This is a genomic window from Pseudomonas protegens CHA0 (genome assembly GCF_000397205.1).
In the GTDB taxonomy this organism is placed as follows: domain Bacteria; phylum Pseudomonadota; class Gammaproteobacteria; order Pseudomonadales; family Pseudomonadaceae; genus Aquipseudomonas; species Aquipseudomonas protegens.
Genome location: NC_021237.1, coordinates 5,112,304 through 5,133,983 on the forward strand (window position 1 = coordinate 5,112,304; position 21,680 = coordinate 5,133,983).

The window sequence follows — 21,680 nt, forward strand, 5'->3', positions numbered from 1 at the left end:
CGGACGTGCCCGTAGACCTTTCAAAACAGCGTGGAAGCAGGAGAGTTGCGTGCTCAAGAAACTGGGAATCAAAGGCCGCGTACTGTTGCTGACCTTGTTGCCAACCAGCCTGATGGCTTTGGTGCTGGGCGGCTACTTCACCTGGATGCAGCTCTCGGACCTGCAGACCCAGCTCCTGCAGCGTGGCGAGATGATCGCGGAACAACTGGCCTCCCTGGTGGCCCCGGCCATGGGCAACCACAACACCCAGATGCTCGAGCGCATTGCCACCCAGGCGCTGGAACAGCAAGACGTGCGCGCCGTATCGCTCCTTGCCCCGGATCGCAGCCTGCTGGCCCATGCCGGCCCCAGCATGCTCAACCCGCCTCCCGCCGGTAACAGCAGCCACATGATGCAACGCTCCGGCAGCGACGCGACCCGCTATCAACTGCCGGTCTTCGGCCGGCACCGCAACCTGGCCGGCGACCTGATTCCCGATGAGTCCGACCGCCTGCTGGGCTGGGTGGAACTGGAGCTGTCCCACAGTGGCATGCTGCTGCGCGGCTACCGCAGCCTGTTCGCCAGCCTGCTGTTGATTGCCGCCGGGCTGGCCGGCACCGCCCTACTGGCAGTGCGCATGGGCCGCACAATCAACAACCCGCTGACCCAGATCAAGCAGGCCGTGGCGCAACTCAAGGACGGCAACCTGGAAACCCGCCTGCCACCCCTGGGCAGCCAGGAGCTGGATGAGCTGGCCTCGGGCATCAACCGCATGGCCAGCACCCTGCAGAATGCCCAGGAAGAATTGCAGCACAGCATCGACCAGGCCACCGAAGACGTGCGCCAGAACCTGGAAACCATCGAGATCCAGAACATCGAGCTGGACCTGGCGCGCAAGGAGGCCCTGGAGGCCAGCCGGATCAAGTCGGAATTCCTGGCCAACATGAGCCATGAAATCCGTACACCGCTCAACGGCATTCTCGGCTTCACCCACCTGTTGCAGAAAAGCGAGCTGACACCACGCCAGCTGGACTACCTGGGCACCATCGAGAAATCCGCCGACAGCCTGTTAGGCATCATCAACGAGATCCTCGACTTCTCGAAAATCGAAGCCGGCAAACTGGTGCTCGACAGCATCCCGTTCAACCTGCGGGACTTGCTGCAAGACACCCTGACCATCCTCGCCCCGGCCGCCCACGCCAAGCAGCTGGAACTGGTGAGCCTGGTCTATCGCGATACGCCGCTGTCGCTGGTGGGCGACCCGCTGCGGCTCAAGCAGATTCTTACCAACCTGGTGAGCAACGCCATCAAGTTCACCCGCGAAGGCACTATCGTCGCCCGGGCCATGCTGGAAGAAGAACACGAAGACAGCGTGCAACTGCGCATCAGCATCCAGGACACCGGTATCGGCCTGTCGAACCAGGATGTGCGCGCCCTGTTCCAGGCCTTCAGCCAGGCTGACAACTCGCTGTCGCGGCAACCCGGCGGCACGGGGCTTGGGCTGGTGATTTCCAAGCGCCTGATCGAACAGATGGGCGGCGAGATCGGTGTCGACAGCACCCCGGGCGAAGGTTCGGAGTTCTGGATCAGCCTCAACCTGCCGAAAACCCGCGACGACGCCGAGGACCTGCCCGGCCCGCCGCTGCTGGGGCGGCGCGTGGCGGTATTGGAAAACCACGAGCTGGCGCGCCAGGCCTTGCAACACCAGTTGGAGGACTGCGGCCTGGAGGTGACCCCGTTCAATACCCTGGAGGCCCTGACCAACGGCATTACCGGCGTGCACCAGAGCGAACAGGCCATCGACCTGGCGGTATTGGGCATCACCACCAACGACATGTCGCCGGAACGCCTGAGCCAGCATATCTGGGACCTCGAACACCTGGGCTGCAAGGTCCTGGTACTGTGCCCGACCACCGAACAGACACTGTTCCATCTGTCGGTGCCCAACCCTCACAGCCAGTTGCAGGCCAAGCCCGCGTGCACCCGCAAGCTGCGCCGGGCCCTGTCCGACCTGGTGACCCCGCGCCGGGCTCGCAGCGAACCGGAGGAAACCCTTTCCAGCCGCGCGCCGCGAGTGCTGTGTGTCGATGACAACCCGGCCAACCTGCTGCTGATCCAGACCTTGCTGGAGGACATGGGCGCCAAGGTGCTGGCGGTGGACAACGGTTACGCCGCGCTGAACGCGATCCAGACCGAACCCTTCGACCTGGTAATGATGGACGTGCAGATGCCCGGCATGGACGGCCGGCAGAGTACCGAGGCGATCCGCCAGTGGGAAAGCGAGCGACACGGTACGCCGCTGCCCATCGTCGCCCTTACCGCCCACGCCATGGCCAACGAGAAGCGCGCCCTGCTGCAAAGCGGCATGGACGACTACCTGACCAAGCCCATCAGTGAGCGCCAACTGGCCCAGGTGGTGCTGAAATGGACCGGCCTGGCCCTGCGCAACCAGGGGCCGGAGCGGGCCAGCGAGCGCCCGGAACTGGGGCTGGAACTGCAGGTACTGGATCAGGACGAAGGCCTGCGCCTGGCCGCCGGCAAGGCCGATCTGGCGGCGGACATGTTGGCCATGTTGCTGGCGTCCCTGGACGCCGACCGCGAAGCCATCAAGGCAGCGCGGGCCGCCAATGACCAGAACGCCCTGATCGAACGGGTCCACCGCCTGCACGGTGCCACCCGCTACTGCGGTGTGCCGCAATTGCGCGCCGCCTGCCAGCGCAGCGAGACCCTGCTCAAGCAGGAAGATGCCAAAGCCTTTGCCGCCCTGGATGAACTGGACCACGCCATCGGCCGCCTGGCTGCCGAAGCGCGGACCAACGCCTGACCCAGGGCAAGACCTGCCCGGCGCCCAGCCGCCATGCTGGGCGCCCCGAACAAGGATGCAGCCATGCGTACGATTCTTTTCAGCAGCCAGAACTACGACCGCGAGAGTTTCCTCGGCGCTCAACGGCCAGCAGGCATCGAACTGCAATTCCAGGCCGCACGCCTGAGCCTGGATACCGCCGCCCTGGCTGAACGCCATGAAGTGGTCTGTGCCTTTATCAACGACGACCTCAGTGCCCCGGTACTGGAACAGCTGGCTGCCGGTGGCACCCGCCTGATCGCTCTGCGCTCGGCCGGTTACAACCACGTCGACCTGAGCGCGGCCCAGCGCCTGGGGCTGGATGTGGTGCGGGTCCCGGCCTATTCCCCCCATGCGGTCGCCGAACATGCCGTGGCCCTGATCCTGGCGCTCAACCGCCGCCTGCACCGGGCCTACAACCGCACTCGCGAAGGCGACTTCACCCTGCACGGCCTGACCGGCTTCGACCTGGTGGGCAAGACCGTGGGCATTGTCGGCACCGGCCAGATCGGCGCCACCTTCGCCCGGATCATGGCCGGCTTCGGCTGCCAGCTGCTGGCGTACGACCCCTTCCCCAATCCCGCTGTAGAAGCCCTCGGTGCCCGTTACCTGGACCTGCCCGAGCTGCTGGCCCAGTCGCAGATCATCAGCCTGCACTGCCCGTTGACCGAGGACAGTCGTTACCTGATCAACCAGCAGAGCCTGGCCCACATGCAACCGGGAGCAATGCTGATCAACACCGGGCGTGGCGGCCTGGTGGACACCCCGGCGCTGATCGAGGCGCTCAAGAGCGGCCAACTGGGCTACCTGGGGCTGGATGTCTATGAAGAAGAGGCGCAACTGTTCTTCGAGGACCGCTCCGATCTACCCCTGCAGGATGACGTGCTGGCGCGGCTGCTGACCTTTCCCAACGTGATAGTCACTGCGCACCAGGCGTTCCTGACCCGCGAAGCCCTGGCGGCCATCGCCGAGACCACCTTGCACAACATCGCCAGCTGGGCAGCTGGCCAGCCGCAGAACCGGGTCCACGGCTGAAATCCGCGCCACGGGCTGATCGAAGGTCACCTGCCCGCAACCTGCGCCGCAGGGGCCCGTGCTAGCATACGCGGCAGATTTGGAGGACCCATGGTCGAACACGATTTCCGCTACAACCTGATGAACCCGCAACACACCCTGATCGAATGCCGTGCCCTGGTGCCCGGCCGCTATCAAGTCACCGGCAACGGTGGCTCGATCCGTACCGACGACGTGCTTCTGGTCACCCTCAAGGGCAGCAAGGATCTCTCCATGCGCCTGACCGTGGACACCGTGCGCCACTTGATCAACCCCGTCGGCCAGTGGGTCGCCGTGGCGCGTGGCCCGGTATTCGGCGAACTGGCGATCCACCAGTGGCAGGTCAATTGCGACAGCTGCGACGCCACCCTGGACTTCGAGTTCGCAGTGGATGCCAAGCTGGGCAGCAAGGCCCAGAAGCCTGCCGCCAGCGCGCGCATTGCCGAGCTCGGCTGGCGTAGCGAGGGTGAGCATCACCGCTGCCCGAAATGCCAGCAGGCCGGCCAATGAAACGCCTGATGCTGGCTGCGGCGCTGGGGGCCGGCCTGCTGGGCTGCGCCGCCGAGCCGCTGAAGCTGCAGCAGGACCGCAGTTACGTCCTGGAATGGATTGGCGAGCGTCCGCTGATCGATTACAGCCACCTGACCATCACCCTCGGCGAGGACGGTCGGGCCTATGGCAATGGCGGCTGCAACCACTGGTTCGCGCCCTACACCCTGGACGGCGAAAAACTCAGCTTCGGCAAGGTCGGCAGCACCCGCAAACTCTGTGCACCGGCGTTGATGGAGCAGGAGCGGCGCTTCCTTCAGGCGCTGGAAACCGTTGAGCGCTGGGACATCTCGCCGATCGAACAGGTGCGGTTCTGGCCTGCCGAGGGCAAGCCGTTGCGCTGGTGGCTGGAAGAAGGCTGATAGTGCGCTAGCCGCTGCCGAGCCCGCGAGGCTGCGAACGGGACTCCAGGATGTTCCTGGATGAATCTCTGGCGAGTTTCAGGCCCCCTGCGTCACTTGAGGGCGCTCGCACTGCGCGGCAGCGGCTACAGATCCTCGCGCCCTCAATGCCCGCGCAAGGCCTGCAGTTTCGCCAGCACGCCGGCTGCAGTCTGCTCGCCCATCATCTGCTCACGTACCTTGCCCTTGTCGTCGATGATGTAGGTCACCGGCAACGCTTCGCTGCGTGGCAGATCGAAGAGCTCCGCGGGGTTCCGTGCCAGCACGGTGAACTTGATCCCCAGCTTCTCGCTGGCGCTCTTTAGCTCTTCACCCTGCACATTGTCGAAGTTGACCCCCATCACCGATGCCGACTGCCCCTTGAGCTGCTCGTTCAGGGCATTGAGTTCCGGGATCTCGGTACGGCAAGGCCCGCACCACTCGGCCCAGTAGTTGAGCACCAGCCACTGCTTGTCGATACGCTCGGCGGCGACTTTCTGGCCATACTGGTCGACCCCGTAGTCATTGCCACAGCCGCCCAGCAGCAGGGTTGTAATGATCGCCAATACCGCCGCCAATTGCCTTGCCATGCGCTGTTTCCTGTCTTGAAAGATGTCTTGAAAATAACCGTCGACCCAGGGTCGCTGCGACCTAACGACTCCCAAGGTTCAGGAGTGCTCGTCGCGCGGGTAGAATAGCCGCCACCTTACGCAAGATGCGACCCGCACATGACCGATCTGACGCTTTATCACAACCCGCGCTGCTCGAAATCCCGCGGTGCGCTGGAACTTCTGGAACAACGCGGCCTGGCCCCGACCGTGGTCCGCTACCTGGAAACCCCACTGGATGCCGCCCAGTTGCGCAGCCTTCTGGCCAAGCTCGGCCTCAGCGCGCGCCAGCTATTGCGCACCGGCGAGGACGAGTACAAGACCCTCAACCTGGCCGACCCGAGCCTCAGCGAAGAGCAACTGGTCGCCGCCATTGCCCAGCACCCGAAACTCATGGAGCGGCCGATTCTCGAAGCCGGCGACAAGGCCATCATTGGCCGGCCGCCGGAAAACGTGCTGGAGATCCTGCCTTGAGCGCGCCCTATATCCTGGTCCTGTACTACAGCCGCAACGGCTCGACCAACGAGATGGCCCGGCAGATCGCCCGCGGCGTCGAGCAGGCCGGCCTGGAGGCTCGTCTGCGCACTGTCCCGGCGATCTCCGCGGAATGCGAGGCGGTCACCCCGGACATCCCCGACAGCGGCGCCCTGTACGCCAGCCTCGACGATCTGAAGCACTGCTCAGGGCTGGCCCTGGGCAGCCCGACCCGCTTCGGCAACATGGCAGCGCCGCTGAAGTATTTTCTCGACGGTACCAGCAACCTCTGGCTGACCGGTGCCCTGGTGGGCAAGCCTGCCGGCGTGTTCACCTCGACCGCCAGCCTGCATGGCGGCCAGGAAGCCACCCTGCTATCGATGATGCTGCCGTTGCTGCATCACGGCATGCTGATCACCGGCCTGCCCTACAGCGAGTCGGCCCTGCTGGAAACCCGCGGTGGCGGCACCCCGTATGGCGCCAGCCACCATGCCGGAGCAGATGGCAAGAGCCCACTGGACGAACACGAGATTGCGCTGTGCCGGGCCCTGGGCCTGCGTCTGGCGAAAACCGCCCTGCGACTGGAGAACGGCCGTGGCTAAGAAGCCGAAGATCCTGCCCCCGGTGGAATGGCTGGAGCCCCGGGTCCGCCTGATGCGAATCCTCAGCCTGGTCTGCTTCTTCGGCCTGGTGGGGCTGCTTTGCGGGTATTACCTGCTGGTGGCCGATCTGCACGGTGCCCGCCCCTGGGTCATCCTGCTGATCGAGCTGGTGCCGCTGCTGCTGATGGCCCCCGGCATGCTCAGCGGCAGTGCCCGTGGCCATTCGTGGATGTGCTTCGTGGTCAACCTGTACTTCATCAAGGGCGCCCTGGCGGCCTACGACCCGAACCGCCAAATGTTCGGCCTGCTGGAGATGTTCGCCAGCCTGGCCGTGTTCACTTCGGCGCTGCTCTACGTGCGCTGGCGCTTCCAGCTTGATCGCCGGCTCGCGGGCGAAGGCGCCAGCCCGGCCTGAATCCGCCCCAGGTTCCCCGGCTCCCGGGGAACTTGTAATGCCGCCAAAGGCCCCAACCTTGGTCAACAGACTTTCCGACCCTCCCGACCGTCCCGGAGCAGGCATGCACGATTACAAATGGCTGAATGAATACTGTCTCAACCGCTTCGGTTCCGCTGCGGCCCTGGAAGCCCAGTTGCCCACCCCGGCCAGCGACGACTACCTGCGCGCATTAAGCGCCGACCGCTACCTCTCGACCCTGGCCCTGCGGGTTTTCCGCGCCGGGCTCAAACACAGCCTGGTGGACGCCAAATGGCCGGCGTTCGAGCAGGTGTTTTTCGGCTTCGACCCGGACAAGGTGGTGCTGATGGGCGCCGAGCACCTGGAGCGGCTGATGCAGGACACGCGGATCATCCGCCACTTGGGCAAGCTCAAGAGCGTGCCGCGCAACGCGCAGATGATCCTCGATGTGCAAAAGCAGCGCGGCAGCTTTGGCGCCTTCATCGCCGACTGGCCGGTGCAGGACATCACCGGGCTCTGGCAGTACCTGGCCAAACATGGCAACCAGATGGGCGGGCTGTCTGCCCCGCGCTTCCTGCGTATGGTGGGCAAGGACACCTTTATCCCCACCTGGGACGTGGTCGCGGCCCTCAATGCCCAGAACATCATCGACAAGGTGCCCAGCAGCAAACGCGACCAGGCCCTGGTGCAGGAAGTATTCAACCAATGGCAGCAGGAGAGCGGCCGGCCACTGTGCCAGCTGTCGGCAATGCTGGCCTACACCGTCAATCACTGAGCCGCCCGCTCCCCAGCATCACTTCCTGCCCGAAACAACGGGCAGGAAAACCTCCCTTCTCATGCCCGCCCTCCAGCCCAAGCTGACAATAAGCTGAACTAAACGCGAGGATTTTTCATCCGCTGTTTTTTATCGGATAAAGTTCGCCTCGCACTTGCCTCAACGATAAAAACGAAACTCCGGGAATAACCTCCCGAAGCCATCTGACGTGCATAACCGGATAACTAAAGCAGCGTTCGGGCCAACAACCTGAACAAAGGCTGTCCGGTTTTAAAAGAACTGCCGTCGCCCATTCGTTTTTTTCACATTGCTTTCACTCTTCGCCCACCTGGCCCGACCTAAATTGGCCCCAGTTGCAGTGCGGGTTCCAGTGGCTGCATGTCGTTCGTCTTCAACGCACCAGTTCCAACCCGAATAACCAACACTCGGCAAAAACCTACTCAGGTACACCACGTGCTCAACACCGCTGAATCCGGCACTGGCAACAAGCCCCCCCGAACCTGGCGAATCGTCGGTGGCGTCTGTGCGGCGGCCCTGGCAATCCTGGTCAGCGGCTTTGTCCTGTGGCCCGTCACACCTCGCGACCTGGGGGTCGGCAACCAGATGCAGCAGGCCAACATCTACCGCCACTGGCAAGGGGGCGAAGTGATAGTCCTGGTCCGCCATGCCGAGCGTTGTGACCGCTCCGCCAACCCCTGCCTGGGGCCCGCCGATGGCATTACCCAGCTCGGAAGCCACAGCGCCAGCGACCTGGGACGAGCCTTTCGCACCCTGGGCATGGCCGCCACCGATGTCATCAGCAGCCCCGCAACCCGCACCCGGCAAACGACGGAATTCATGTTCAACGGTGCGGCGCAGACCCAGGACTGGCTGGCCACCTGTGACGAGCATTTCCAGCAGACGATCAAGGCGCACAAGTCACTCAAGCGCAATCTGATCCTGATAACCCACAGCGACTGCATCAGTAGCCTGGAACGCCAGCTGGGCTACCCGCACGCCTTGGCCAGCGAATACACCAGCTCGTTGTTTATCACTCTGGATCCACAAGGCCACATGCAAGTACTGGGAACCCTGGATGCGGGCAGCTGGCAGCGTGTACTTGATCAACCCCTTGAGTAACTTGTAACTGTTTTTAACAACATGCCAACAGACTTTATTAGGGGAAGCGACACACTTGCCGGCTAATTAATTGACTTAAAAAATTTCTGTACTAATAAGAAACGGACAGCCGCATTTATGAAAAAACCTCTCAAACAAATGAATGCTGCCCGCTGAAACTTCGCGAACTTGGGAAAGCCAACAGCTCCACAAAATTGACGCTTTGTCAGCAACCCCCAGCAAATAACAAAATCGCTATCGGCCAATGACTTCGAGGATACAAATGCACCGCACTTCGCCGCCCCCCGCTTATGGAACAAGCGCCCCGCCGTCCGGCTTTACCCTCGGCGCAAGTACAACCAGCACTCTCCAGCGCTGGGCACTTCCTCTGTTGCTCGTGGCCTTCGGCCTGTTCTACCTGCTACCTCTGACCAGCCACGGCCTGTGGATTCCCGACGAGACCCGCTACGCCCAGATCAGCCAGGAAATGCTGCTCAGTGGCGACTGGGTGGCGCCACACTTCATGGGCATCCGCTACTTCGAGAAGCCCATCGCCGGCTATTGGTTGATCGCCATCGGCCAGGCGGTCTTTGGCGACAACCTGTTCGGCGTGCGCATTGCCTCGGCCCTGAGCACCGGCCTGAGCGTACTGCTGGCCTACCTGATCACCCGCCGCATGTGGAACGACCCGCGCAAGAGCCTCGCCGCCGCCTTGCTTTATATGAGCTTCGGCCTGATTGCCGGCCAAGCCGGATACTCCAACCTTGATCCGCAGTTCACCTTGTGGGTCAACCTGAGCCTGGTAGCCCTGTGGTTCGCCCTGGACGGCCGAACCACCCGCGAACGCCTGCTGGCATGGGCCGGGCTGGGCGTCGCCTGTGGCATGGGCTTCATGACCAAGGGTTTCCTGGCCTGGCTGTTGCCGGTACTCATCGCCCTGCCCTACATGATCTGGCAACGCCGTCTGGGCGAACTGCTGCGCTACGGGCTGGTGGCCGTGCTGGTAGCGATCGGCATCAGCCTGCCCTGGGTATTGAGCATCCACGCCCACGAGCCCGACTTCTGGCGTTTCTTCTTCTGGCACGAGCACATTCGCCGCTTCGCCGCCGACAACGCCCAACATACCCGCCCCTGGTGGTTCTACCTGCCGCTGCTGGTGGCCTCCAGCCTGCCCTGGGCAGCCCTGTTGCCGGGCACATTCATGCAAGCCTGGAAAGACAAGCGCCAGGCCCCGACCGGTTTCCTGCTGCTGTGGTTCCTGCTGCCCCTGGCGTTCTTCAGCCTGAGCCGCGGCAAGCTGCCAACCTACATCATGCCGTGCCTGCTGCCTCTGGCCGTGCTCATGGGCAGCGCCCTGATCGACCGTATCAACGCCAGCCAGGGCCGGAGCATCCGCATCAACAGCCTGCTCAACCTGCTGATCGGCGTGGCGGCCATGGTGGCCCTGCTGTACATCCAGCTCACCCGGCCGGTCTACGGCCACAACGAGATGCTCGGCCTGTCCCTGGTGTTCATCATGCTGATGGGCTGGATCATCGCCAACCTGCTGCCGGCCGCCCGTCCGCTGCAGTACTGGGCGGCCCCGGCCCTGGGCATCTGGTTGCTGGTGGCCCTGCTGCCGGCGGGCATGCCGGGGTTCATCGTGCATAACCAGATGCCGGACCAGTTCATCAAGGAACATATCGAGGAGCTCAGGCAGACCAAGACGCTGCTGAGCAATGACCTGGGCGCCGCCTCGGCCCTGGCCTGGCGCCTGCAGCGCCCGGAGGTGACGCTGTACAACACCGAGGGCGAATTGAAATATGGCCTGGCTTATGCTGATTCGGCGCAGCGCAAGGTAAGCATGGCCGAGGTCGGGCAGTGGGTCAGCGAGGCCCGCAAACAGGGTTCGGTGGGTGTGGTGATGCGGGTCAAGGACGTGGTGGAAAGCGAGGAAGTGGCGCTGCTGCCGCCCGGAGGCAAGCGCTATGAGGAAGGCAATATGCTGGTCCTGATCCTGCCACAAAGCCAACCCTGACCCTGGGTACCCTTGTAACGACAGCGCCGACCACGGTTGGCGCTGGCTTTTCTTCACGCTTCGATGCCCTGGATGGCTGCGACTTTTCCCACCGCCGCTCTGGAAATCCATCTATGAATCTGTTTCGCAGCGAACGCAGGGCCCTGGCCCTGCTGCTCGGCGTGTCTGCCTTGATCCTGCTGCTGGGCCTGGGCTCCCGTGAACTCTGGGGGCCGGAGACCCGCTGGGCCAACATCGCCTTGCAGATGTTGCAGAGTGGCGACTATTTCGACCCTTACCTCAAGGGCGCTCCCTACTACGACAAGCCGCTGCCCTCCTACTGGCTGATTACCGCCAGCGCCTGGCTGATGGGGGGCCTGGGGCACTGGTCGCTGCGCCTGTCCTCGGTGATCGCCGCATGGCTGAGCATCTGGCTGGTTTACCTGATCGGCGAACGGCTGTTCCACAAAGGCACTGGGCTGATCGCCGGCTGGATGCTGGCCACCACCTTCTATTTCGCCTTCTGGGCGCGGGTGGCCACGGCCGACGTCCTGACCGTCTGTGGCGTATTGGCTGCAGTGTGGTGGTACTGGCGCGGCCCGGAAGATACCCGCCTGGGCCGCTATACGGTGTTCTTCCTGATACTGGCGGCGACCTCGCTGCTCAAGGGGCTGATCGGCTTCGTCCTGCCGGGGCTGATCCTGTTGCCACACCTGCTGAGCCAGGGGCGCTGGAAACGCCACCTGAACCTGCGCCTGTTGCTGGCCTTGAGCATCGCCGCGCTGTTCTACATGGTGCCCTTCGTTCTCTCGCACCTGTACGGCGCTCCCAGCTACGGGGAAAGCGGCCTGAGCCTGGTGTTTCGCGAGAATGTGGTGCGTTTCTTCAACCCCTTCGACCATGTCGGGCCGATCTACACCTACCTGATCTACCTGCCGGCCTATACCTTGCCCTGGGCGCCCTGCTGGATCCTCGGCCTATGGCTGGCGGCCCGGCACTGGCGCCAGTTGCAACCCAATGAACGCTGGCTGGTGTGGGCCCTGGGGCTGCTGTTCCTGTTCTTCACCGCCAGTGGCAGCCGGCGCAGCTATTACGTTCTGCCCCTGGTGCCCTTCGCTCAGTTGCTCGGTGCCTGGTGGCTCAACCGTCGGCTGCAGCTACGCCAGGCCGCCGGCAAACCCGTTTCCCGTGGCTGGCCCCTCGGCTTCTCCTGTGCGGCCCTGGTCATGCTGCTGGTGCTGGGGGTTGCCTACCCCTGGAGCAACAGCGGCGGGGGGGTGATGCAGTTCAGCGCCGATACCCGGGCCGCCGCGAGCCGGATCGCTCCCTGGAATCAATGGCGGATGGTCATGGTGGAAATCGATAACAAACTGCCGATGTACCTGCAGAACCAGGGCGCACCCTTCTACTACGTGGCAGAAACCGCAGATTTCCCGCGTAACGGCAGCAGCGCGGACTTCATGGCCTGGCTGGACAATACCAGTGGCCAGCACTGGGACCCGCAGCGCACCCTGATCTTCGTCCAGCAGAAGCACGATGAACCGCTGATGCTGGGGTATCTGGGCGAGGATCATCAACTGGTCCGCACCACCCCGACCAACGGTGAGCGCCTGGCCAAGAAACCGGCGCAAGGCAGCGTGGCCTTCATTCCCCGCATGCCGGGGAGCTGAATGACCGGGCTGCGCAAGCGCATCACGGATTCACCAGGATCGGATCAGAGGTTCACCACATTGACGAAACGCGGCGCGGCGCTGTCGTCGATGCGCAGGCTGGCGAAGTCGAACAGATTGCGGTCCGCCAGTTGCGAGGGGATCACGTTCTGCAGGCCGCGGAAGATGCTTTCGGTACGCCCTGGAGTCTTGCGCTCCCATTCCTGAAGCATCTCCTTGACCACCTGGCGTTGCAGGTTCTCCTGGGAACCGCAGAGGTTGCACGGGATGATCGGGAACTGCTTGAGGTCGGAATAGGCCTGGATGTCCTTCTCGCTGCAATAGGCCAGCGGGCGGATTACCACGTTGCGCCCGTCATCGGCCAGCAGCTTGGGCGGCATGGCCTTGAGCGAACCGTTGTAGAACATGTTGAGGAAGAAGGTCTCGACGATATCGTCGCGGTGGTGACCCAAGGCCATCTTGGTGGCGCCGATTTCGTCGGCGAAGGTGTACAGGGTGCCGCGACGCAGGCGCGAGCATAGCGAGCAGGTGGTCTTGCCTTCCGGGATCAGCTCCTTGACCACCGAATAGGTGTCCTTCTCGACAATGTGGTACTCGATCCCCAGCTCCTTGAGGTAGGCCGGCAGCACGTGCTCGGGAAAGCCTGGCTGTTTCTGGTCCATGTTCACCGCGACGATCTCGAACTTGATCGGCGCCACCTTCTGCAGGTGCAGCAGCACGTCGAGCATGGTGTAGCTGTCCTTGCCGCCGGACAGGCAGACCATGACCTTGTCGCCCTCTTCGATCATGTTGAAATCGGCGACCGCTTCGCCCGCCTGGCGGCGAAGACGTTTCTGCAGTTTGTTCTGGTTGACCGTAAGAGTGCCCATGGCTCTTGAAATCCGCGAGGTATGTGACGAAAAGCCGGACATTTTACGCAAAAACCCCAGCCCCGTGAAAGCGCCGCAGAGCAGCGGTGCCGGGGCTGCAATGACAGATGCAGCAGCGATTAGCCCGGGGGTTTACAGCGCAATTTGCTCTAAAGGTGCGCACATCTGCGGAAAACTCCTCCCTATACTGCGACATAAGGTCGCATGCACATATAGACCTATACTGACTGTGCCACTTGGCTGTAAGCGCTCCGTTGGGGGGCGATGGCAACAATAAAGGAGTGACTGACCATGATTCATCATGTCGTAGGACTCTTCACCCACCCCGATCAGGAATGGCGAGACATCCGTGGCGATGCCGAGGAAAGCATCAGCCACATGTACCTCACCCATACGCTGATCCTCGCGGCAATCCCCGCCATTTCGGCTTTTATCGGCACCACCCAGGTCGGCTGGGTCATCGGCAATCGCGCGCCGGTGATGTTGACCATGGAAAGCGCCCTGTGGATGACCATCATGTCGTACCTGGCCATGCTTGGCGGCGTGGCGGTGATGGGCGCGTTCATCCACTGGATGGCCCGGACCTATGACGCCAGCCCGAGCCTGGCACGTTGCGTGGCCTTTGCCACCTACACCGCCACACCGCTGTTCGTCGGTGGCCTGGCGGCGCTGTACCCGCACATGTGGCTGGGCATGATCGTCGGCACTGCCGCCATCTGCTACACGGTCTACCTGCTGTATGTCGGGCTGCCGACCTTCATGAATATCCCGTCGGACGAGGGGTTCCTGTTTTCCAGCTCAGTGCTGGCAGTAGGCCTGGTGGTACTGGTCGCGATCATGGCCTTCACCGTGATTGTCTGGGGCCTGGGCGTCGGCCCCGTGTACACCAACTGACGCCGCACCAATAATAATCCTCTGTCTGCCAGCACAGGCCGCCGCAAGGCGGCCTTCTTATGGGCGCGGGGTGGATGACCATTCGGCGCCTGGGCGATTCGGAATCCCCCCTGTTTGCGGCATACTCACTCCCTCTGGAGAGCCGTTAAGCATGCCCGAGCAACTCAATACCCGCGTCGAAGATTGTTTCCAACTCGCTGAATCCTTTTTCAAACGTCCTTTCAAACGCCCGGTGGTCAGCCTCAAGTTGCGTGGCCAGAAAGCCGGTGTCGCCCATTTGCACGAGAACCTGCTGCGCTTCAACCCGCAGCTGTACCGGGAAAACACCGAGGACTTCCTCAAGCAGACCGTGGCCCACGAAGTGGCACACCTGATCGCCCACCAACTGTTTGGCGAACGTATCCAGCCCCACGGTGAAGAGTGGCAACTGATCATGCGCGGGGTGTACGAACTGCCGCCCAATCGTTGTCATACCTACGACGTCAAGCGTCGTAGCGTGACCCGCTATATCTACCGCTGCCCCTGCGCCGAGAGCGATTTCCCGTTCTCCGCCCAACGCCACAAACTGGTGGCCCAGGGGCGTCGCTATCTGTGCCGGCGTTGTCGGCAAACCCTGGTCTACAGCGGGGAAACCAGGGTCGAGTGACAGTTTTAAAGCACTGCCTCGGCAAACCCGCAGCTACGCGATGACCCGCTCGCGCCGCAGTGCCTCGATGCGCTCGGCGCTGTAGCCCAGTTCCTCCAGCACCTGATCGGAATGCGCCCCCAACCTGGCGCCAATATGCCGCGGCTCTGGCAGCCCCTCGGAAAACTTCAACGGGCAGGCCATCTGCGCCTGCCGGCTGCCGTCTTCACGGGGCACCTGGCTGACCAGTTGCCTGGCCTGCAACTGCGGATGTTCCAGGGCCTCGCCCAGGCTCAGCACCGGCTCGACGCAGGCATCGAAACCAGCGAACAGCTGGCACAACTCGGCGAAATCGTGTTTCTCGAATTCGACCTGCAAGGCCTGCTTCAGTGCCTGTTGCTGTTCGGGCAAGGGAGACAGGCCCTGGGCCACCAGCTCCGGGCGGCCCAGGGCCTGACACAACTGCTGCATGAACACCGGTTCCAGACTGCCCACCGACAGCCAGCGCCCGTCCCGGCTGCGGTAGTAGTCATAAAAGCTGCCACCATTGAGCACCTGCTGCTCCATTCCGGGCTCGACCCCACAGGCCAGGTAGCCGGCACCGGCCATGGCGTTCAGGCTGAACACGCAGTCGGTCATGCTCACGTCCAGGTACTGTCCCTGGCCGCTGTGCTGGCGCGCGATCACCGCCGCCAACAGGCCGATCACCCCATGCAGCGAGCCCCCGGCGATATCCGCGGCCTGGATGCCCAGGGGTAATGGTCCCTGATCGCGGCGGCCGGTCTGGCTGGCCAGCCCGGCCAGGGCCAGGTAGTTGATGTCATGCCCGGCGCGGTCCCGGTAGGGGCCGGTCTGGCCATAGCCGGTAATGGAGACGTAGATCAGCCGCGGGTTGATCGCCTTCAAGGCCTGGTAACCCAGCCCCAGGCGCTCCATCACGCCCGGGCGGAACTGTTCGAGAACAATGTCGTAGTCCTGCACCAGTTGCCGCACCACCTCCAGCGCTTCGGGACGCTTGAGGTCCAGGGCCAGGCTGCGCTTGTTGCGGTTGAGATAAGCGTGGCTGGCGGAAACCCCGGCATCGTGGGGCGGCAACACCCGCAACAGATCCATGCGGGTCGGCGACTCGATGCGCAGGACCTCGGCGCCCATGTCCGCCAGCAGCAACGAGGCGAAGGGCCCCGGCAGCAGGGTGGAGAAATCCAGTACCTTGAGTGACGCCAACGGCCCTTGCATAGCCCTCTCCTCTTGATCGGCAGCCCACAGAGTAGGCAGCCGCGACGCCCGCAACAATCACCGCAACAGTCAGCCGGGCTGACCGTTGCGCTCAATCGCCAGGCAATAAAAAACCCGCCGAAGCGGGTTCCTTATATAGCTCAAGGCTTACTTGATGTTCGGTGCCGGGCCTTCGGCCACACCCAGGTCATCGGTTTCACGGGTGTCGGTAATCGGCCGGCCACCGGAAGCCAGCTCGGATTGCAGCTTGTCTTCGTCCAGCTCCTTGACCCACTTGGCAACCACTACGGTAGCCACGGCGTTGCCCACCAGGTTGGTCAGGGCGCGAGCTTCGGACATGAAGCGGTCGATACCCAGGATCAGCGCCAGGCCGGCCACCGGCAGGTGACCCACGGCCGACAGGGTCGCGGCCAGGACGATGAATCCACTGCCCGTCACACCGGCAGCGCCTTTGGAAGACAGCAGCAGCACCAGCAGCAGGGTGATCTGGTGAGTGATGTCCATGTGGGTATCAGTGGCCTGGGCAATGAACACCGCAGCCATGGTCAGGTAGATCGAAGTACCGTCGAGGTTGAACGAATAACCGGTAGGGATCACCAGGCCGACCACCGACTTCTTGGCGCCCAGGCGTTCCATCTTGATCAGCATGCGCGGCAGGGCCGATTCCGAGGAGGAAGTCCCCAGCACGATCAGCAGTTCTTCACGGATGTAGCGGATCAGCTTGATCACGCTGAAGCCGTGGGCGCGGCAGATTGCCCCCAGGACCACCAGCACGAACACCACGCAGGTGATGTAGAAGCAGATCATCAGTTGACCCAGTTGCACCAGGGAACCCACACCGTAGGCACCAATGGTGAACGCCATGGCGCCCAGCGCACCCAGGGGCGCGAGCTTCATGATCATGTTGATGATGTTGAACATCACATGGGCGAAACGGTCGATGAAATCCAGCACCGGCTTGCCGTAGGCGCCCAGGCGATGCAGGGCGAAACCGAACACCACGGAGAACATCAGCACCTGCAGGATATCGCCATTGGCGAAGGCGCCGACGATGGTGGCCGGGATGATGTTGAGGATGAAGCCGACGATGCTCTGGTCATTACCGGCAGTCACGTAGGCTGCAACTTTCGAGGCGTCCAGGGTCGAAGCGTCGATGTGCATGCCGGCCCCCGGCTGCACCACGTTGACCACGATCAGGCCGATCAGCAGGGCGATGGTGGAGACGATTTCGAAGTACAGCAGCGCATAGCCGCCGGTCTTGCCCACCGACTTCATGTTCTGCATGCCGGCGATACCACTCACCACGGTACAGAAAATGATCGGAGCGATGACCATCTTGATCAGTTTGATGAAGCCGTCACCCAGGGGCTTGAGAGCCACGCCGGTCTGAGGGTAGAAGTGGCCGAGCAGGATGCCGATGGCGATGGCAACGATCACCTGGAAATACAGGGATTTGTACAGTGGCTGACGAGTCGTCATTGCAAGTTTCCTCAAGAGCCCCGGCATGCACTTTCCGTCGATGCATGCGGTGCCTAAAGTGCGAACCCTCCTGCGCTGGAGGGATTTGTTGTGTCGAGCTGCGTGCTGGCAGATCTTCCGGCTCTATCGCAAAGCCCGTGCCACCTTGTGAAAAAGCCTTGCAGGCCTTTAGACATCAGGGGTGCGGGCTGATCCTTGCATCCGTTGCGCAGGCTGAAGCTGGCGGATTTCCGCCCACTCACCCTCTCTCGTCCTACAATTTGGCGGATATCCGCCTTGTTCCCTTCCTGGGGGCTGGCTAAGATCCGCCACTCAATGGACGGACCTGCCTGCATGCGCGAACGCACCATCGCCAGCCACTTTGCCCGTGCCGCCTTGGGCGGAGCACGCCGGCACGGCTATGACTACGCGCCCCTGCTGCATCAGTTGGGCATCAGCCCCGAACTGCTGAACCAACCCAAGGCCCGTATCGCCCCCGAGCAATTCACCCGTCTATTGCAGCAACTGTGGCTGGAGCTGGATGACGAGTACCTCGGGTTCGGCCATGGCCCCAGCAAGCGCGGGACCTTCGCCATGATGTGCCACGCGCTGATCCACTGCCGTACCTTGGAAAAAGCACTCAATCGCGGCTTATTATTTTATAGCCTGTTTCCGGAAGCCCCGCGTCTGAGTCTGACGCGTGAAGGAGAAATGGCCCGGCTGAGCCTGGATGATTCCGAGCTATGGGATCCCGAGCACTTTCTCAGCGAGAGCCTGCTGGTGATCTGGCATCGCCTCGGCAGTTGGTTGATCGGCCAGCGCATCCGCCTGGAGCAGGCCTGCTTCAGCTACCCCAAGCCCGATCACGGCGCGGAATACGACCTGCTTTTCCCTTGCCCGCTGCAATTCACCCAGGAGCGCAGCAGCCTGCTGTTCCACAGTCGCTACCTGGGCATGCCGCTGCTGCAGGACGAACGCACCCTCAAGCACTTCCTCGAACGCTCTCCCGCCGACCTGTTGTCGCGCCCGGATGAAGGCGACAGCCTCAGCAGCCAGCTGCGCCGCCTGCTCAGTCGCGACCGCGAGCACTGGCCCGACCTGGAAAGCGTCGCCCAGCACCTGCACGTCAGCCCGCAGACCCTGCGCCGGCATCTACGCGAAGAAGGTTCGAGCTTTCAGGAGCTGAAGGATGAGCTGCGCCGCGACATTGCCATCTACCACCTCGGCCGGGCCGACCTGTCATTGCAACAGATCGCCGAACAACTGGGTTTTTCCGAGCCCTCGGCCTTTCACCGGGCGTTCAAGAAATGGACCGGCCTGACCCCGGGCGCCTACCGCGCCCGGGAACAGTAGCCCCCTACAGGGCCGGAAAGTGAATCCGGAAGGCCGCCCCCCCCAGGGCCGAATCCCCCAGGGTCAGTTGCGCGCCGTAGCTCTCGATGATGTCCTTGACCACCGCCAGGCCGATGCCCTGCCCCGGGTGCTGGCGATCCAGGCGCTCACCGCGCTGCAGAATCCGCGCCCGCTGATCGGGTGGCACGCCGGGGCCGTCGTCTTCCACACACAACTCGGAGCCTTCCAGGGTCTCGCGCACGCTGATGCGCACTGAGCTCAGGCACAGGCGATAAGCGTTCTCCAACAGGTTGCCGAGCAACTCCAGCAAAGCGCCGTGCTCGATCGGCAGGTAGCAGCGTTCCGGCAAGTCGAAGGACACCCGTACCTGCTTGTCGCGATAGACCTTGTCCAGGGTGTCGCAGAGGCTTTGCAGCACCGGCCGCAGCCGCACCTGGTGGCGCACCAGGCCGCTCTTGCGCAGGCTGGCGCGCTGCAACTGGTAACTGATCTGCTGGCTCATGCGCTCGATCTGCGCCTGCAGCACCCAGGCCTGCTCACGATCCTGGGGGCGTTGCGCCATGTCCTCGCTCACGCCCTGCAACACCGTCAACGGGGTTTTCAGGCTGTGGGCCAGGTCATCCAGGGAGTCACGATAGCGGCTGCGCTGCTCGCGCTCGCTTTGCAGCAGGCGGTTCAACGAGCCCGTCAGGCGCAACAGCTCGCGCGGGTGCTCCTCACTGAGGCTCTGGCGGGTGCCGCTTTCGATCTGGTCCAGCTCCTGGCTCAAGCGTCGCAAGGCTTGCAATCCCCAGGTCAGGCCGAGCCAGAGCAGTGCCAGGAGCACCAGCAAGGCAGCGCCGAACCCCAGGTAGAGGTTTTCCCGAACGCCTTCCAGGGTTTGCTGGTACTCACGCACCGGCTGCAGCGCGACGATACTGAAGGCCGCGCTCTTGCCCCCCAGCAGCTTGATCTCGACGTCGTAGACAAAGAACTCCTGGCCGTTGGCTTCGCGGATCCTGGCGAACTCATTGCCACGCCCGTCGTACCGCGGCCGGTAGTTGATGTTCTCTTCCTGGGTCGCCCGCGAGCGCCAGACCAGGTGCCCTTCGCGATCGTAGATGTAGCCCAGCAGGCGGCTGTCGGCGAGGTTGAAGCGCTCGTCGGGCAATTGCGCCGGCATCTGCAGGCGGTTGTTCTCGATCCGCGCCGCACTGATCAGGGTGGTGACATCGGAAGCCAGGCGCTGCTCGATAGAGTCCTGCAACGCCAGGCTGAACGCCCCCTGCATGGCTGGCAGCAGGGCCAGCATGAACAGCACCGCCAGGGTCGTGGCGGCCAGCATCAGGCGCAGGCGCAGCGATCGAATCATCGGCAACGCTCGTTGAACAGGTAGCCCAGGCCACGCACCGTATCGATCGGCTTGAAGCCCGACGGCCCCTCAAGCTTGCGCCGCAAGCGGCCCACCAGCACTTCGATGACATTCGGATCGCGCTCGTCGTCGTCCGGGTACAACTGCTCCATGAGCCGGTCCTTGGCCACCACTTGCTGATGATGACGCATCAGGTATTCGAGAATCCGGTACTCATAGGCCGTCAGGGCCAGGGGCTGCTCATCCAGGGAGGCCTGCTTGCGATTCAGGTCCAGCAGCAGCGGCCCGGCAATGATGGTGGACTGGGTAAAGCCACTGGAGCGCCGCAGCAGCGCATTCAGGCGCGCATCCAGCTCTTCGAACTGGAATGGCTTGACCACATAGTCGTCCGCACCGGCCGCCAGGCCCTCGACCTTGTCCTGCCAGTTGCCACGGGCCGTGAGGATGAGGATCGGGAACGTCTTGCCACGGTTGCGCAACTGGCGGATCAGGTCCAGCCCGCCCATGCCGGGCAGGCCCAGGTCGATCACCGCCAGATCGTGGTTGAACTGCTCGGTCTGATACAGCGCCTCCTCGGCGTTGGCCACGGACTCGACGACATGACCGCTGTCGGTGAGGCGGGTTTGCAAATGATGACGCAACAGCGCCTCATCTTCGACGACCAGCAACTTCATAACGCTCTCCCAGGCAAAATTCGACATCTCCAGGGGCGCCCCTGCGCCCTGATGATTAATGCGCCAACGCCGGACCGTGCCCAAGGCACGATCCGGCGCGGTCCAGGCCAGGCCGCTTATCAGAAAGCGTAGTTGGCCGACAGGTAGGTCTGGGCGCTGCTGGTAAGGCTCAGCGAACCCTGCTTGCTGCCACCGCGCTCGCTCATCTCGGTCCCGGCATTGCTGCGCAGGTAACGGTAGCCGAGCTCCACCGAGGTGTTCTGTGAAACCTGTTGCAGGACGCCGGCCTGTACGCCCACCGCGTAACCAATGTCGCTGTCACGGCTGAAGCCCGGAGACTCCTGAGTCAGCTTGGTCAGGCCGGCCGTGCCGCCGCCAAAGAGTTTGGTGCTGCTGGTCACCGGCAGGAACATATCGTAGCTGCCCAGCAGGTTCTGCTGGCGCAGTTTAATGCCGTTGTGGGAGCCAGACACATAATCGTAGGTAGCGTAGTAACGACCCTGGTCATTCTGTTGACCGGCGCGTATGCCCCAGGTGTTGTCCTTGCCGATCACGCCATCGGCGTTCGGGTGGCCCAGGTTGCTGTTGAGCTGGCTGGACTTGTTGATCTTGTCGCTGGTCTGGCCGAAGGACAACCCAACGAAGTTGCTGTCAGCGGCTTGGGCAGCGGCGCTGGCGCCGAAGACGGTAAAGGCCAGGAACAGTTTTTTCAATGAAGTCATAGGAAGTTTCCTTTGCGCTATTGGCTTTTTGGGTACGGGGCTAGAGTAAACAGCCCG

General features: G+C 63.0%; 21 protein-coding genes. 14 read left to right on the forward strand and 7 right to left on the reverse strand.

Going from position 1 to position 21,680, the window contains the following annotated elements; all coding sequences use genetic code 11:
* The first annotated feature begins 49 nt into the window (after nucleotides 1-49).
* From PFLCHA0_RS22600 to PFLCHA0_RS22615, 4 genes are all read left to right on the forward strand, one after another.
* Nucleotides 50-2,803, forward strand: a complete 2,754-nt coding sequence (locus PFLCHA0_RS22600) for a response regulator (RefSeq protein ID WP_011062714.1) — start codon at nucleotides 50-52, stop codon at nucleotides 2,801-2,803.
* A 63-nt stretch (nucleotides 2,804-2,866) separates the two neighbouring features.
* A complete protein-coding gene (locus PFLCHA0_RS22605; RefSeq protein ID WP_041752476.1) occupies nucleotides 2,867-3,856 on the forward strand; it encodes a 2-hydroxyacid dehydrogenase in 990 nt (329 codons plus the stop codon).
* Nucleotides 3,857-3,946: 90 nt separating this feature from the next.
* On the forward strand, nucleotides 3,947-4,384 hold the full coding sequence (locus PFLCHA0_RS22610; protein ID WP_011062716.1) for a hypothetical protein: 438 nt from the start codon (nucleotides 3,947-3,949) through the stop codon (nucleotides 4,382-4,384).
* On the forward strand, nucleotides 4,381-4,785 hold the full coding sequence (locus PFLCHA0_RS22615; protein ID WP_011062717.1) for an META domain-containing protein: 405 nt from the start codon (nucleotides 4,381-4,383) through the stop codon (nucleotides 4,783-4,785). Before PFLCHA0_RS22610 ends, PFLCHA0_RS22615 begins: the two co-directional genes overlap by 4 nt.
* A gap of 143 nt (nucleotides 4,786-4,928) precedes the next feature.
* Here PFLCHA0_RS22615 and PFLCHA0_RS22620 read toward each other — a convergent pair whose 3' ends face one another.
* The gene (locus PFLCHA0_RS22620) at nucleotides 4,929-5,393 is read right to left on the reverse strand and encodes a TlpA disulfide reductase family protein (RefSeq protein ID WP_011062718.1); all 465 of its coding nucleotides are present in this window, start codon (nucleotides 5,391-5,393) and stop codon (nucleotides 4,929-4,931) included.
* Nucleotides 5,394-5,531: 138 nt separating this feature from the next.
* Here PFLCHA0_RS22620 and arsC point away from each other — a divergent pair, with 138 nt between their 5' ends.
* The 7 genes from arsC (at nucleotide 5,532) to PFLCHA0_RS22655 (ending at nucleotide 12,441) form a co-directional block, all read left to right on the forward strand.
* Nucleotides 5,532-5,885, forward strand: coding sequence for an arsenate reductase (glutaredoxin) (gene arsC, locus PFLCHA0_RS22625; RefSeq protein WP_041119496.1), 354 nt, complete (start codon nucleotides 5,532-5,534; stop codon nucleotides 5,883-5,885).
* Complete coding sequence (gene wrbA, locus PFLCHA0_RS22630; protein ID WP_041752480.1) at nucleotides 5,882-6,487, forward strand: NAD(P)H:quinone oxidoreductase; 606 nt, start codon at nucleotides 5,882-5,884, stop codon at nucleotides 6,485-6,487. The genes arsC and wrbA overlap by 4 nt, the downstream gene beginning before the upstream one ends.
* Nucleotides 6,480-6,902, forward strand: a complete 423-nt coding sequence (locus tag PFLCHA0_RS22635; protein WP_041752482.1) for a DUF2069 domain-containing protein — start codon at nucleotides 6,480-6,482, stop codon at nucleotides 6,900-6,902. Before wrbA ends, PFLCHA0_RS22635 begins: the two co-directional genes overlap by 8 nt.
* Before the next feature lie 103 nt (nucleotides 6,903-7,005).
* Nucleotides 7,006-7,677, forward strand: coding sequence for a DNA-3-methyladenine glycosylase I (locus tag PFLCHA0_RS22640; RefSeq protein WP_041119501.1), 672 nt, complete (start codon nucleotides 7,006-7,008; stop codon nucleotides 7,675-7,677).
* A gap of 453 nt (nucleotides 7,678-8,130) precedes the next feature.
* Entirely contained in the window at nucleotides 8,131-8,796 is a 666-nt protein-coding gene (gene pmrG, locus PFLCHA0_RS22645; RefSeq protein WP_070100298.1) for a lipopolysaccharide core heptose(II)-phosphate phosphatase PmrG, read from the forward strand.
* 244 nt (nucleotides 8,797-9,040) lie between these two features.
* A complete protein-coding gene (gene arnT, locus PFLCHA0_RS22650; protein ID WP_041752483.1) occupies nucleotides 9,041-10,792 on the forward strand; it encodes a lipid IV(A) 4-amino-4-deoxy-L-arabinosyltransferase in 1,752 nt (583 codons plus the stop codon).
* Nucleotides 10,793-10,905: 113 nt separating this feature from the next.
* Complete coding sequence (locus PFLCHA0_RS22655; protein ID WP_015636656.1) at nucleotides 10,906-12,441, forward strand: ArnT family glycosyltransferase; 1,536 nt, start codon at nucleotides 10,906-10,908, stop codon at nucleotides 12,439-12,441.
* Between the two features lie 44 nt (nucleotides 12,442-12,485).
* Here the strand turns inward: PFLCHA0_RS22655 and ttcA are convergent, their stop codons facing one another.
* Nucleotides 12,486-13,310: a tRNA 2-thiocytidine(32) synthetase TtcA gene (gene ttcA / locus PFLCHA0_RS22660; RefSeq protein ID WP_019094595.1), complete on the reverse strand. Its 825-nt coding sequence runs from the start codon at nucleotides 13,308-13,310 to the stop codon at nucleotides 12,486-12,488.
* Between the two features lie 291 nt (nucleotides 13,311-13,601).
* Here ttcA and PFLCHA0_RS22665 point away from each other — a divergent pair, with 291 nt between their 5' ends.
* Both PFLCHA0_RS22665 and PFLCHA0_RS22670 read left to right on the forward strand, forming a co-directional pair.
* Nucleotides 13,602-14,204, forward strand: coding sequence for a Yip1 family protein (locus tag PFLCHA0_RS22665; protein WP_011062727.1), 603 nt, complete (start codon nucleotides 13,602-13,604; stop codon nucleotides 14,202-14,204).
* Nucleotides 14,205-14,355: 151 nt separating this feature from the next.
* The gene (locus tag PFLCHA0_RS22670) at nucleotides 14,356-14,850 is read left to right on the forward strand and encodes a SprT family zinc-dependent metalloprotease (protein WP_011062728.1); all 495 of its coding nucleotides are present in this window, start codon (nucleotides 14,356-14,358) and stop codon (nucleotides 14,848-14,850) included.
* 33 nt (nucleotides 14,851-14,883) lie between these two features.
* Here the strand turns inward: PFLCHA0_RS22670 and PFLCHA0_RS22675 are convergent, their stop codons facing one another.
* Together PFLCHA0_RS22675 and PFLCHA0_RS22680 are read right to left on the reverse strand one after the other, a co-directional pair.
* Entirely contained in the window at nucleotides 14,884-16,065 is a 1,182-nt protein-coding gene (locus PFLCHA0_RS22675; RefSeq protein ID WP_011062729.1) for a CaiB/BaiF CoA transferase family protein, read from the reverse strand.
* 147 nt (nucleotides 16,066-16,212) lie between these two features.
* Entirely contained in the window at nucleotides 16,213-17,544 is a 1,332-nt protein-coding gene (locus tag PFLCHA0_RS22680; protein WP_015636658.1) for a dicarboxylate/amino acid:cation symporter, read from the reverse strand.
* A 333-nt stretch (nucleotides 17,545-17,877) separates the two neighbouring features.
* On the opposite strand from PFLCHA0_RS22680, the gene PFLCHA0_RS22685 reads away from it, so the two are divergent.
* Entirely contained in the window at nucleotides 17,878-18,876 is a 999-nt protein-coding gene (locus PFLCHA0_RS22685; protein WP_041752486.1) for an AraC family transcriptional regulator, read from the forward strand.
* Nucleotides 18,877-18,880: 4 nt separating this feature from the next.
* Here the strand turns inward: PFLCHA0_RS22685 and PFLCHA0_RS22690 are convergent, their stop codons facing one another.
* The 3 genes from PFLCHA0_RS22690 to PFLCHA0_RS22700 form a co-directional block, all read right to left on the reverse strand.
* The gene (locus PFLCHA0_RS22690) at nucleotides 18,881-20,227 is read right to left on the reverse strand and encodes an ATP-binding protein (protein WP_011062732.1); all 1,347 of its coding nucleotides are present in this window, start codon (nucleotides 20,225-20,227) and stop codon (nucleotides 18,881-18,883) included.
* A complete protein-coding gene (locus PFLCHA0_RS22695; RefSeq protein ID WP_011062733.1) occupies nucleotides 20,224-20,901 on the reverse strand; it encodes a response regulator in 678 nt (225 codons plus the stop codon). Before PFLCHA0_RS22695 ends, PFLCHA0_RS22690 begins: the two co-directional genes overlap by 4 nt.
* Nucleotides 20,902-21,020: 119 nt before the next feature.
* Nucleotides 21,021-21,623 (reverse strand): outer membrane beta-barrel protein, encoded by a 603-nt coding sequence (locus PFLCHA0_RS22700; RefSeq protein WP_015636661.1) that lies wholly within the window; start codon nucleotides 21,621-21,623, stop codon nucleotides 21,021-21,023.
* Nucleotides 21,624-21,680 lie beyond the last annotated feature (57 nt).